Origin of the sequence: Streptomyces angustmyceticus (assembly GCF_040701845.1) — a bacterium.
Taxonomy (GTDB): Bacteria; Actinomycetota; Actinomycetes; order Streptomycetales; family Streptomycetaceae; genus Streptomyces; species Streptomyces angustmyceticus_A.
In genome coordinates this window covers 276,420-287,974 of the sequence record NZ_JBFBHQ010000008.1, presented here as the reverse complement: position 1 = coordinate 287,974, position 11,555 = coordinate 276,420, and the positions used below count along the sequence as shown (strand labels likewise).

At 74.1% G+C, this 11,555-nt stretch carries 12 protein-coding genes and 1 riboswitch; of the genes, 6 read left to right on the top strand and 6 right to left on the bottom strand.

Going from position 1 to position 11,555, the window contains the following annotated elements:
* Nucleotides 1–494: 494 nt before the first annotated feature.
* Both AB0411_RS20680 and AB0411_RS20675 read right to left on the bottom strand, forming a co-directional pair.
* Nucleotides 495–1,448, bottom strand: coding sequence for a M56 family metallopeptidase (locus AB0411_RS20680; protein ID WP_366418721.1), 954 nt, complete (start codon nucleotides 1,446–1,448; stop codon nucleotides 495–497).
* Nucleotides 1,445–1,873, bottom strand: coding sequence for a BlaI/MecI/CopY family transcriptional regulator (locus tag AB0411_RS20675; protein WP_366418720.1), 429 nt, complete (start codon nucleotides 1,871–1,873; stop codon nucleotides 1,445–1,447). The genes AB0411_RS20680 and AB0411_RS20675 overlap by 4 nt, the downstream gene beginning before the upstream one ends.
* A gap of 114 nt (nucleotides 1,874–1,987) precedes the next feature.
* Between AB0411_RS20675 and AB0411_RS20670 the strand changes: the two genes are divergently transcribed.
* From AB0411_RS20670 to AB0411_RS20655, 4 genes are all read left to right on the top strand, one after another.
* A complete protein-coding gene (locus tag AB0411_RS20670; RefSeq protein WP_366418719.1) occupies nucleotides 1,988–2,683 on the top strand; it encodes a DedA family protein in 696 nt (231 codons plus the stop codon).
* A 61-nt stretch (nucleotides 2,684–2,744) separates the two neighbouring features.
* Nucleotides 2,745–3,350: a phosphatase PAP2 family protein gene (locus AB0411_RS20665; protein WP_366418718.1), complete on the top strand. Its 606-nt coding sequence runs from the start codon at nucleotides 2,745–2,747 to the stop codon at nucleotides 3,348–3,350.
* A complete protein-coding gene (locus tag AB0411_RS20660; protein WP_366418717.1) occupies nucleotides 3,347–4,114 on the top strand; it encodes a phosphatase PAP2 family protein in 768 nt (255 codons plus the stop codon). Before AB0411_RS20665 ends, AB0411_RS20660 begins: the two co-directional genes overlap by 4 nt.
* 148 nt (nucleotides 4,115–4,262) lie before the next feature.
* A complete protein-coding gene (locus AB0411_RS20655; protein ID WP_366418716.1) occupies nucleotides 4,263–4,568 on the top strand; it encodes a hypothetical protein in 306 nt (101 codons plus the stop codon).
* 19 nt (nucleotides 4,569–4,587) lie between these two features.
* Here AB0411_RS20655 and AB0411_RS20650 read toward each other — a convergent pair whose 3' ends face one another.
* The 4 genes from AB0411_RS20650 to gcvT form a co-directional block, all read right to left on the bottom strand.
* A complete protein-coding gene (locus AB0411_RS20650; RefSeq protein WP_366418715.1) occupies nucleotides 4,588–5,973 on the bottom strand; it encodes an L-serine ammonia-lyase in 1,386 nt (461 codons plus the stop codon).
* Between the two features lie 457 nt (nucleotides 5,974–6,430).
* Nucleotides 6,431–7,690 (bottom strand): serine hydroxymethyltransferase, encoded by a 1,260-nt coding sequence (gene glyA, locus AB0411_RS20645; protein WP_366418714.1) that lies wholly within the window; start codon nucleotides 7,688–7,690, stop codon nucleotides 6,431–6,433.
* 97 nt (nucleotides 7,691–7,787) lie between these two features.
* Nucleotides 7,788–8,165 carry a glycine cleavage system protein GcvH gene (gene gcvH, locus AB0411_RS20640; protein ID WP_366418713.1) on the bottom strand — a complete coding sequence of 126 codons (378 nt, stop codon included), beginning with the start codon at nucleotides 8,163–8,165 and terminating at the stop codon, nucleotides 7,788–7,790.
* Nucleotides 8,166–8,288: 123 nt separating this feature from the next.
* Nucleotides 8,289–9,416 (bottom strand): glycine cleavage system aminomethyltransferase GcvT, encoded by a 1,128-nt coding sequence (gene gcvT / locus AB0411_RS20635; protein WP_366418712.1) that lies wholly within the window; start codon nucleotides 9,414–9,416, stop codon nucleotides 8,289–8,291.
* 151 nt (nucleotides 9,417–9,567) lie between these two features.
* A riboswitch (glycine riboswitch) is annotated at nucleotides 9,568–9,663 on the bottom strand.
* Between the two features lie 220 nt (nucleotides 9,664–9,883).
* On the opposite strand from gcvT, the gene AB0411_RS20630 reads away from it, so the two are divergent.
* A complete protein-coding gene (locus AB0411_RS20630; RefSeq protein ID WP_403149882.1) occupies nucleotides 9,884–10,609 on the top strand; it encodes an AAA family ATPase in 726 nt (241 codons plus the stop codon).
* A gap of 91 nt (nucleotides 10,610–10,700) precedes the next feature.
* Nucleotides 10,701–11,495 (top strand): enhanced serine sensitivity protein SseB, encoded by a 795-nt coding sequence (locus AB0411_RS20625; RefSeq protein WP_366418711.1) that lies wholly within the window; start codon nucleotides 10,701–10,703, stop codon nucleotides 11,493–11,495.
* The last annotated feature ends 60 nt before the right edge of the window (nucleotides 11,496–11,555 follow it).

The window sequence follows — 11,555 nt, the reverse complement described above, 5'->3', positions numbered from 1 at the left end:
ACCCCCCCCACGGGAGGGGACGGGCCGGAGGGGCCTGGTGTGGGGACGTAAAGCGAAGCAGTCCCCACACCAGGCCCCGCAGGCCCGTCACCGCACCCACAGCCCCGCGCAGCGGACCTGGCCCGCCGCAGGCGCAACGGCGGGCGCACCAGCCCCGCGCAGCGTCACCGCACCCACAGCCCCGCGCAGCGGACCTGGCCCGCCGCAGGCGCAACGGCGGGCGCACCAGCCCCGCGCAGCGGACCCGCCCGCCGCAGGCGCAACGGCGGGCGCACCAGCCCCGCGCAGCGGCACCGCACCCACAGCCCGCGCAGCGGACCCGCCCGCCGCAGGCGCAACGGCGGGCGCACCAGCCCCGCGCAGCGGACCCGCCCGCCGCAGGCGCAACGGCGGGACAGCCAAAAACGAGCGGAGGCAAAACGCAGCGGACCGGCCGCCAGGCGCCACGGCGGGAAAGCCAAAAACGTGGGAAGAAAACACCTCGCCGCGAACCGTCAGTGCGTCGCCTCCCCCTGGGCCACCTCCACCGTTTCGTGCAGGTCGGCCGCGGCGTCCAGGGCGGCGGCCGCGGAGAAGGCGACACAGGCGAGCAGGGCCGCGGCGATCAGGCGGCGGCCGTGGGCGGCGGTGCGCGGGGGAGGGGCCGCGGGCCGTTCGGGGGCCAGCAGGGCGGCGACCCGGCGGGGGACGGGGCCGGCCGTCGCGGCGAGGACGGTGCCGGGGCGGTGCGAGGGCAGGCCGGGGCGGGAGGCCAGCGCGGCGCGGCCGATGGCGCGGGCCGTGAGGCGGCGGTCGCCCACCCGGACCGCGGCCGATTCATCGGCCCACCGCTCCAGGGCGTAGGCGAGCGGCGCGCGCAGGGACCGCAGCAGCGGATGGCAGACCGCGGCGAGCGCGACCGTGAGCAGGAAGAGGTGGTGCCGGCCCGCGAGATGGGCCCGCTCGTGGGCGAACAGCGCCTCCCGCTCGTCCGGGGGCAGGGCCCGCACCATCCCGGCCGTGACCACCACCCGGCCCGGCCGGCCCGGCAGGGCATAGGCGTCGGGCGCGGAGTCCGGCAGGACGCACAGGTCGCCGGAGGCGGGGTGGGCGCCGGTGGCGAGGCGGGCGGTGCGCAGCTCGGTGTGGTGGCGTCGGGCGCGGTGGACGGCGGCGAGCGCACAGGCGGTGAGCAGACCGGCGGCGGCAGCGGCCGCGGGGAGGGACACGACCGGATCGCCGCCCAGCAGCGGCAGGGAGAGGTGGCCCAGGGCGGCGACCGGAGGCAGGCGCAGCGCCCCGGCGGTCAGCAGCAGGCCGAGCGCCGCGGTCGTACAGGCGGCCAGCGCGACCGCGCAGCCGGTCAGCAGCCAGGCCGCGGCCCGCGGTGGCAGCGACTCCGCCAGCCGGCGGGCGGCCGGCACCGCGAGCAGCGGCACCAGCAGGGGGATCCATACGGCGAAGATCATGGTGTCGCGGTTCCGGGAAGGTCCTGCGGGCCGGCCGCCGGCCCCTCGGCGGCGCCGTCCGCGCCCTCCAGGAGGGACCGCAGCAACTGCTCGTCCTCGCTGGTCAGCTGGGAGACGAAGCGGGCGAGCGCGCTGCCGCGGTCGTCCTGCTTGTCGAGTTCGTTGCGCATCCGCCGGGCGGTCAGCCCCGCGGAGTCCTGTATGGGGGAGTACACGAAGCCGCGGCCGGCCCGGGAGCGGGAGACCGCTCCCTTGTCGTGCAGCCGGGTGAGGATCGTGGTGACGGTGGTGCGCGCGAGGCGGCCGCCCAGGGCGCTCTGCACCTCGGCGGGGCTGAGCGGCCCGCCCGCCGCCCAGAGCGCCGCGAGCACGCTCGCCTCCAGCTCGCCGGCCGGGCGCCGCTGCACGGGTGGTGTCTCCGACATGGAACGCCCTTCACCATTTCGTCGTCTACAGTCACGTAGACCGTCTACGTGACTGTAGTCGGTCGGGCCGGTCCGAGGGCAGGCCCGCAACCCATTATGGGAGGGCCCGCCGACATGTCTGCAGCCGCCGCATTTCCGCAGGTGACAGCGGTCGTCCAGGCCGTGAACGTGCTCGACGCCGGTTCTTTGCTGGCCGCGTTCGGCACCCTGGGCCTCGCCGTCGTGCTGTTCGCCGAGACCGGGCTGCTGATCGGCTTCTTCCTGCCCGGCGACTCCCTGCTGTTCACCGCCGGACTGCTGTGCGCCCCGGGCACCACCGGCGCCGTCCACCTCGCGCTGCCGCAGGTGCTCACGGCCGCCGCCGTCGGTACGCTCGCCGGCTCCCAGACCGGCTACTGGATCGGCCGGCGCGGCGGCCGCGCCCTGTTGGCCCGCAGCCGCGCCCGCCGGCTGCACGAGGGCGCCGCCCGCGCCGAGGGCTTCCTCGCCCGCTACGGCCACGCCAAAGTCCTCGTCCTCGCCCGCTTCGTCCCCGTCGTGCGCACCGTGCTGAACCCGCTGGCCGGCGCCCTGGGCGTGCCCGCCCGCACCTTCGCCCTCTGGCAGATCGCCGGCGGCCTCCTCTGGACGCTCGGCCTCACCCTCGCCGGATACGCCCTGGGGACCTCCGTACCGAACGTCGACCGCTATCTGCTGCCGCTGATCGCCCTCGTGGTGCTGGTGTCGCTGGCCCCGCTCGCCGTCGAACTGCTCCGCTCCCGCCGGCGCCCGGAAGGGACGCCCGGCCCCACGCCGCCGCCCGGCGCCTGAGCCACCGGCACGTCCCCCCCCCGCACCACCCCACGCCCCTGAGCCGCCAAGGAGAGCCCCCGTGAACCACCTCGCCTTCGGGGGAGCCTCGATCGACGGCGGTCCGTACCTGTGGATCACCGGGCTCGCCCGTCACCTCCCGCACGGCCTGAACACCCTCGTCTCCTACTGGACCGACTACGGGCTCGCGCTCTTCGCCGTCCTGATGCTGATCGGCTGGTGGCGGGCGCGGAACGGACCCTCCCGCGCCATGGCGTCGGCGCTGGCCGCCCCGGTCGTCGTGGTCACCGCGTTCCTCGTCGACGACCTGGTCAAGACCTTCTTCGACGAACGGCGGCCGTGCCGCACGCTCCACACCGCCACCGTCGAGGCCTGTCCCGGGTCCGGCGACTGGTCCTTCCCCAGCAACCACGCCGCCATCGCCGCTGCGGCCGCGGTCGCCCTGCTGCTGTGCGACCGGCAACTGGGCCGGATCGCCGTACCGGCCGCGCTCCTGATGGCGGCCTCCCGCGTCTGGGTCGGTGCGCACTACCCGCACGACGTCGCCGCCGGGCTGGTCACCGGCGCGCTCGTGGCCCGGGTGCTCACCCCGCTCGCCCGCCGCGCGGCCCCCGTCGTCGACCGGATCCGGGCCACCCGGCTGCGCCCCCTGGTGGCCGCGCGGTGACGGCGTCCGGGCCGGAGCCGGAATCGCGGCGGCCGCGGCCGGGCACGGAGCCGGCCCCGCCCTCCGGACCGTGGCGGCGCCGTCCCGGCACCGTCGCGCTCCTGGTCTTCGCCGCCGTCTGCGCCGCACTCTTCGCCGCCGTGACGATCACCGTGTCCTTGCGGCAGGGGATCCCGCTCGCCCCCGAACGGGCCGCCCTCCGCTGGTCCACCGCCCACCACGGGGAACCGCTGCGTTCCCTGGCCCGTGCGCTGACCGCCACCGGCAGCGGACCGGTGCCCTATCTGCTGGTGGTGCTCGCCGGCCTGCTCGCGGGGCGGGGCACGGTGGGCCGGCTGCGCGCGGTGCTCTGCGCCGTCGCCGTCCTCGCCGTCGGCCAGGCGATCCGTTACGGCCTGATGGAACTGCTCGCCCGCCCCCGCCCGCCGGCCGCCGGCTGGGCCGCGCACGCCTCCGGCTACGCGTTCCCCTCCGGCCACGCCACCACCTCCGCGCTGGCGGCCGGCATCCTGGCCTGGGGCATCGGCCGGCGCGCCCGCCCCGCCGTGGCGCGCACCTGGTGCGTGGTGCTCGCCCTCTGGGCTGCCGGGGTCGGCCTCACTCGTGTCTACCTGGGCGTCCACTGGCCGGGCGACGTCCTGGCCGGCTGGCTCCTGGCGGCGACGCTGCTCGCCCTCGCGCTGCTCCTGGAGCCGTACGTCTTCCCGCGCCGCGACCGCCTCACCCGGCCCGGTACCAGCCCCTCGTCACGGGCATTCCCATGAAGAGCTGACGATCGGACCAGATCTTCCCCAAGCCCGCATGGACGCATCCCGCGCCGAGCAGCACTGTCCTGGGTGCCGGAAGGCAGGCGCGATGCCGCCGCGGCGCCGCTCACGGCACGTACCACCGCAGCACCAGGGGGACACACCGATGAACCAGCCGCTCGACGCCTCCCCGCCGCGCCCGTCCGCCGACGGGAGCGCCGCGTCCGCCTCGCACGGCCGCTGCCCGGCCGCCGCCGCCAAGGACCCCACCCCGTGCGAGGGCCCGCGGGACGCCGCCACCATCGTCGACCGCCAGGGCAGGGAGGTCGCCGGCTGCGTCCACCACTGCGCCCGCCTGCTGGCCGGCCTCGAAGGCGCCCGGGTCCACCCCTTCGTCCCCGCGCGCCAGGCCCTGGACATCTACTCCCGGGCCCGCGAACTCCCGCCCTTCGCCTGGGAGATCGGCAGATAGCGCGGAAGGACGCCGGCCCTCAGCACTCGATGATGTTGACCGCGAGCCCGCCCCGCGCCGTCTCCTTGTACTTGACGGACATGTCGGCACCGGTGTCCTTCATGGTCTTGATGACCTTGTCGAGGGAGACGTGGTGGCGGCCGTCGCCGCGCAGGGCCATGCGGGCCGCGGTGACGGCCTTGACGGCGGCCATGCCGTTGCGCTCGATGCACGGGATCTGGACGAGGCCGCCGACGGGGTCGCAGGTCAGGCCGAGGTTGTGCTCCATGCCGATCTCGGCGGCGTTCTCGACCTGCTCGGGGGAGCCGCCGAGGACCTCGGCGAGGCCGCCGGCGGCCATGGAGCAGGCGGAGCCGACCTCGCCCTGGCAGCCGACCTCGGCGCCGGAGATGGAGGCGTTCTCCTTGAAGAGCATGCCGATCGCACTGGCGGCCAGCAGGAAGCGGACCACACCGTCCTCGTCGGCGCCCGGCACGAAGTTGATGTAGTAGTGCAGGACCGCGGGGATGATGCCGGCGGCGCCGTTGGTGGGGGCGGTCACCACCCGGCCGCCGGCCGCGTTCTCCTCGTTGACGGCCATGGCGTAGAGGGTGGTCCACTCCATCGCGCGGGCGGGCGCGTCGCCCTCGGAGCGCAGGGCGCGGGCGGCGTTGGCGGCCCGGCGCCGGACCTTCAGACCACCGGGCAGGATCCCCTCACGGGACATGCCGCGGGTCACGCAGGCCTGCATGACGTCCCAGATCTCCAGCAGACCCGTGCGGATCTCGTCCTCGGTGCGCCAGGCCTTCTCGTTCTCCAGCATCAGCGCGGAGATGGACAGGCCGGTCTCCGCGGACAGGCGCAGCAGCTCGTCGCCGGTGCGGAAGGGGTGGGTCAGGACGGTGTCGTCCGGCACGATCGGGTTCTCGCCGGCGACGGCGTCCTCGTCGACGACGAAGCCGCCGCCGACCGAGTAGTAGGTCTTCTCCAGCAGGGGGGCGCCGGCGGCGTCGTAGGCGAAGAGGGTCATGCCGTTGGCGTGGTAGGGCAGGGCCCGGCGCCGGTGCAGGATCAGCTCGGCCGACTCGTCGAAGTCGATCTCGTGCGCGGCGCCTATCTCCGCGCCGAGCAGCCGCAGCCGCTTGGTGGTGCGGATGCGCTCGACCTCGGCGTCGGCGGATTCGACGTCGACGGTGCGCGGGGAGTGGCCCTCCAGGCCGAGCAGGACGGCCTTGGGGGTGCCGTGGCCGTGGCCGGTGGCGCCCAGCGAGCCGAACAGCTCGGCGCGCACGGTGACCGTCTGGGCGAGCAGACCGTCCTTCTTGAGGCGTCCGACGAACATCCGGGCGGCGCGCATCGGGCCGACGGTGTGGGAGCTGGAGGGGCCGATGCCGATGGAGAAGAGGTCGAAGACGGAGATGGCCACGGGGGCGGACTCCCTTGTCTGCTCGTGGTGGACGGTGGAGCAATGGTGCGAGAGGTACGTTTCTGCGCCGTTGGTCGAGCGTAACGCGGTCCCGGGGCGGTGCCGCCGGACGGAAACCGTCGGCTGCCCGTCGCCGGGGGCAACGGTCGGTGGCGTCGTGGAAACGCAGATCGGGGGATGCCGGGCCCCGCACGGGCCGCGGCCCGTGCGGGCACGCTGTCCGGCTCTGGTGTTGTGGAACGGGCCCGGCCGGAATCCCGCGGGCCGTGGAAGGGCTGCTGCCCTCCGTCGCCGCGGTCATGCATCCGCAAAAGCACCGGAAGGCACCGTGGGGGCGGGGAAGAGGGGGGATGAGCGGGTGTACGGGCCGCGGGCCCGGGACGGTCCGCCCCGGGCCACCGCTCGTGCACCCGCCGCCCGCCGGTCGGCGGGCAGCGGGTTCAGCGCGGGAGACGCGTCACAGGGACGGGTACAGCGGGAACTTGCCCGCCAGCGCGGTGACGCGGGCCTTGAGGGCTTCGGCGTCGTAGGCGGGCTTGAGGGCCTCGGCGATGATGTCGGCGACCTCGCGGAAGTCCTCGGCCCCGAAGCCGCGGGTGGCGAGCGCGGGGGTGCCGATGCGCAGGCCGGAGGTCACCATCGGGGGCCGGGGGTCGTTGGGGATCGCGTTGCGGTTGACGGTGATCCCGACCTCGTGGAGGCGGTCCTCGGCCTGCTGGCCGTCCAGCTCGCTGTCGCGCAGGTCGACGAGGACGAGGTGGACGTCGGTGCCGCCGGACAGGACGGAGACGCCGTGCTGCTTGACGTCGTCCTGGACCAGGCGCTCGGCCAGGATCCGGGCGCCGTCGAGGGTGCGCTGCTGGCGCTCCTTGAAGTCGTCGGACGCGGCGACCTTGAAGGAGACGGCCTTGGCCGCGATGACGTGCTCCAGCGGACCGCCCTGCTGGCCGGGGAAGACCGCGGAGTTGATCTTCTTGGCGAGCTCCTGGGTGGACAGGATCACACCGCCGCGGGGGCCGCCGAGGGTCTTGTGGGTGGTGGTGGTCACCACGTGGGCGTGCGGCACCGGGTTGGGGTGCAGCCCCGCCGCGACCAGGCCGGCGAAGTGCGCCATGTCGACCATGAGGTAGGCGCCCACCTCGTCGGCGATCCGGCGGAACGCCGCGAAGTCGAGCTGGCGGGGGTAGGCGGACCAGCCGGCGACGATCAGCTTGGGGCGGTGCTCCTTGGCGAGGCGCTCGACCTCCTCCATGTCGACGAGGTTGGTCTTCTCGTCGACGTGGTACGGCACCACGTTGTAGAGCTTGCCGCTGAAGTTGATCTTCATGCCGTGGGTCAGGTGACCGCCGTGGGCGAGGTTGAGGCCCAGGATGGTGTCGCCCGGCTTGATCAGGGCGAACATGGCGGCGGCGTTGGCCTGGGCGCCGGAGTGCGGCTGGACGTTCGCGGCCTCGGCGCCGAAGAGGGCCTTGATGCGGTCGATGGCGATCTGCTCGACGACATCGACGTGCTCGCAGCCGCCGTAGTAGCGGCGGCCGGGGTAGCCCTCGGCGTACTTGTTGGTGAGGACGGAGCCCTGCGCCTCCATGACGGCGAGCGGGGCGAAGTTCTCCGACGCGATCATCTCGAGGGTGGACTGCTGGCGGTGGAGTTCGGCGTCGACGGCGGCGGCGACATCGGGGTCGAGCTCATGGAGGGAGCTGTTCAGAAGCGACATGAGTCTTTCCTGGGGGAGTCAGGGGCGCGATGGGGTCCACCGGACGGAGTCCGGGGGGCTTTCCCGACGGCGGTGGCGTCGGGGGGAGCCGGACGGCTCAGCCGGTGATGAAGGCGGCGTACTCGTCGGCCGAGAGCAGCTCGCCCGGCTCACCGCTGATCTTCACCTTGAACAGCCACCCGCCCTCGAACGGGGCGGAGTTCACCAGCGAGGGATCGTTGACGACGTCCTCGTTGATCTCGGTGATCTCACCGTCGACGGGCGAGTAGAGATCGCTGACCGACTTGGTCGACTCCAGCTCGCCGCAGGTCTCGCCCGCCGCGACGGTGGCACCGACCTCGGGGAGCTGCACGTAGACGACGTCGCCGAGCGCGTTGGCCGCGTGCTCGGTGATGCCGACCGTCGAGACGCCGTCCTCGGCGCCCGACAGCCACTCGTGCTCCTTGCTGTAGCGCAGCTGCTGGGGGTTGCTCATGGCTCGATTCTCCTGTACGCGAGGGTGTGATCGTGAAGGGGGTCGCCCCTGGCGGAGCCGGGGGAGGTTCGTGCACGGTGCGACGCGCGGGCGCGCCGCGGCCGTGTCTGCCGCCGTGAGCCCTTACTTCTGCCGCTTGTAGAACGGCAGCGCGGTGACCTCGTACGGCTCATGGCTTCCACGGATGTCCACGCAGACACCCTCGGTGCCCGGTGTGGCGTAGGCGGCGTCGACATAGGCGATGGCGACGGGCTTGCCGAGCGTGGGGGAGGGGGCCCCGGAGGTGACCTCGCCGATGACCGTGCCGTCGGCCGAGACGACCGGGTAGCCGGCGCGCGGCACCCGGCGGCCCTCGGCGATCAGGCCGACCAGCTTGCGCGGCGGGTTCGCCTCGGCGCGCTCGGCGGCGGCCGCCAGCGCGGCACGGCCGACGAAGTCGCCGTCGTTGGTCGTCTTCTCGAACTTCACGACCCGGCCCAGGCCCGCGTCGAACGGGGTGGTCGCGGTCGTCAGCTCGTGCCCGTACAGCGGCATGCCCGCCTCCAGGCGCAGGGTGTCCCGGCAGGACAGGCCGCACGGCACCAGGCCGGCGTCCTTGCCGGCCTCGGCCAGCGCCTCCCAGAGGGCGACCGCGTCGGCCGGGCGGACGAACAGCTCGAAGCCGTCCTCGCCGGTGTAGCCGGTACGGGCGATCAGCGCCTCGACGCCGGCGACGGTGCCGGGCAGGCCCGCGTAGTACTTCAGGCCGTCCAGGTCGGCGTCGGTGACCTGCTTGAGGATGCCGGGGGACTCCGGGCCCTGCACCGCGAGCAGCGCGTAGGCGTCCCGGTCGTCGCGGATCGCGGCGTCGAAGCCGCCCGCCCGCGCGGTCAGCGCGTCCAGCACCACCTGGGCGTTGGAGGCGTTGGCGACGACCATGTACTCCTGCTCGGCGAGGCGGTAGACGATCAGGTCGTCGAGGATGCCGCCCTCGGCCTCGCAGATCATGGTGTAGCGGGCGCGGCCGGTCTTCACGCCGCCGATGTTGCCCACCAGCGCGTAGTCGAGGAGGTCGGCGGCCTGCGGGCCGGTGACGGTGATCTCGCCCATGTGGGAGAGGTCGAAGAGGCCGGCGCGGGTGCGGACGGCGACATGCTCGTCGCGCTCGCTGCTGTAGCGCAGCGGCATGTCCCAGCCGGCGAAGTCGGTCATGGTGGCGCCGAGCGCGCGATGCGTCGCGTCCAGCGCGGTACGGCGGGGGGCATCAGTCATGGTTCTGGGCTCCCAGGCATGGGTGAGAGGACATTCTCCCCATCTGTCATCGGAACCTGAGAGGTTCACCGGGATCCCGCGAACGGACCCGGTTTGCACCTTGGGTGGAGCCGCCCCGTACGCCGGGCAGCGGCTCGCTTTTCAGATCTGCCTAGCCCGCGCGGTATAGGGGCCTGAGAGATTCAAGGGAGGACTTGCTCCTTCGGCGCCCCGCCATGGCGGCCGGGGACTCTCCCGCGCGGGTTCAAGCGGCCGGTATGGAGTTGGCGGTGCACGGGTGAGCTGTGATGTGCACGTGGCGGCCACATCATTACACGGGATCGCCCGATAGAGGAGCCCCGGCCGCCGCCCCGCCCGTGACGTGGGCGGATCGGACAATCGCCTTGATGGGCATTACCTTTTCTTGACACTCTGCGGGTAGGGGACGGACTCGAACCGGAGCAGAACCGGACGGGGAGGACGATCGCGTGCACAGTGAAGCGGCATTCGGGGCCACTTCCGGGGTCGTGCCTCCGGCCGTCGTGCCGGCGGCGCCGCCCGCCGTCGTGCCCCGGGCCGGGCGGGCGCCGCGGCCCGCCGTCCGGCCGGGGCGCGGCGCCGTCATCGTGGACCTGCGGGGCCAGGGGCGGCCGGCGGGCGCCGCCGAGCTGCGCTTCCCCGCCGGCGACCTGGTGGTGGTCTCCGGCCTGCCGGGCAGCGGGAAGAGCACCCTCATGCACCGCGTCGTGCCGCCGCTGGACGCCCACGGTGCCGCGGTGCACCGCATCGATTCGCAGGACGTCCGCGAGCGCTGGGAGCACGGCAGGCTGCGCCGGCTGCCGTACGCGCTCTACCGCCCGCTGGTCCGCGCCGCCCACTACCTGACGCTGGGCCGTGCGCTGCGCTCCGGCGAGAGCGTGGTGGTGCACGACTGCGGCACCCTGGCGTGGGTGCGCGGCTGGATCGCGCGGTCGGCGGTGCGCGGCGGCCGCGGGCTGCATCTGGTGCTGCTCGACGTGCCGCCCGAGGTGGCCCGCTCCGGCCAGGAGTCGCGCGGGCGCGGGGTGTCGGGGTACGCCTTCGCGCGCCACCGCAGGGCCGTGGGCCGGCTGGTCCGCGCGGCGGAGTCGGCGCGGCTGCCGAAGGGGGTCGGCTCGGCGGTGCTGCTCGACCGGCGGGCGGCGGGCGCGCTGGAGACGGTGCGCTTCGACTGAGCGGACCGGACCTTGCCCCGCGGGTTCCCCGGCGCGCCTTCTCGTCTAGGGTCTTTGGCCAGATGGCGCGGTTTGGAACGGGTGGATACACATGACATTGCCGGAACAGGGGATACCGCAGCTGGCGTGGCCGGCGAACGAGCTCGAAGAGGTGCTGGCCGCTTCGGTCGGGCACCCGGGCGCCGGCGGCCGGATCGTCGAGGTGCTGGGCCGCAGCCGGGTGTGGGTGCCGCTGCCCAACGGCGGCGGCCCGGAGAGCGCGGGCCCGGGCGCCCGCGGCCTCGACCTGCCGACCGTCGAGCTCGACGGTGCGGCCTATGTCCCGGTCTACAGCTCCGAGCAGGAGTTCCTGCGGGCGGTCGGCTCGCATATGTCCTTCACCGTCGCCCCGGCCCGGGAGTTCGCCCGCGGACTGCCGCCGCACATCGGCATCGCGGTCAACCCCGACGGCACGATAGGTGCCCCGCTGCCGCCGCCCGCGGTGGCCGAACTGTGCCGGGAGCGCCATGAGGCGGCCGGAGTGCCCAGCGGCGGCCGGGTGCGGCTCTTCGAGCCGGACTGGCAGGACGAACCGGTGGACTTCCTGGCCGCCGCCGGACTGGAGTTCTCCGCCGCCGGAATTGTCCTGACTGCCCGGCGTGCCCTGGCAAGTGTCGAGGGCGACACGCCCGCGCTGTTCATCGGTGTCCAGCTCGCCGCCGACCCCGCGGCACTGCACGACGGCACCGCCCGCGAGGCGGTACTGTCAGCCCTCGGACGTGCGCTCGGTGTCGTACCGGTGCCCTGGCCCGTACAGCTCGTCATGCTCGACCTCGCCCAGGGCGACCCGGTCGGCGGCTGGATGCTGGAGCGTGTGCGGCCCTTCTACGCCCGGGACCACTCGTAAGCTGGACGGATGACGGGGCGGGCGCACCCACACGTGCCCTGCTGACAGAAGGGACGGACC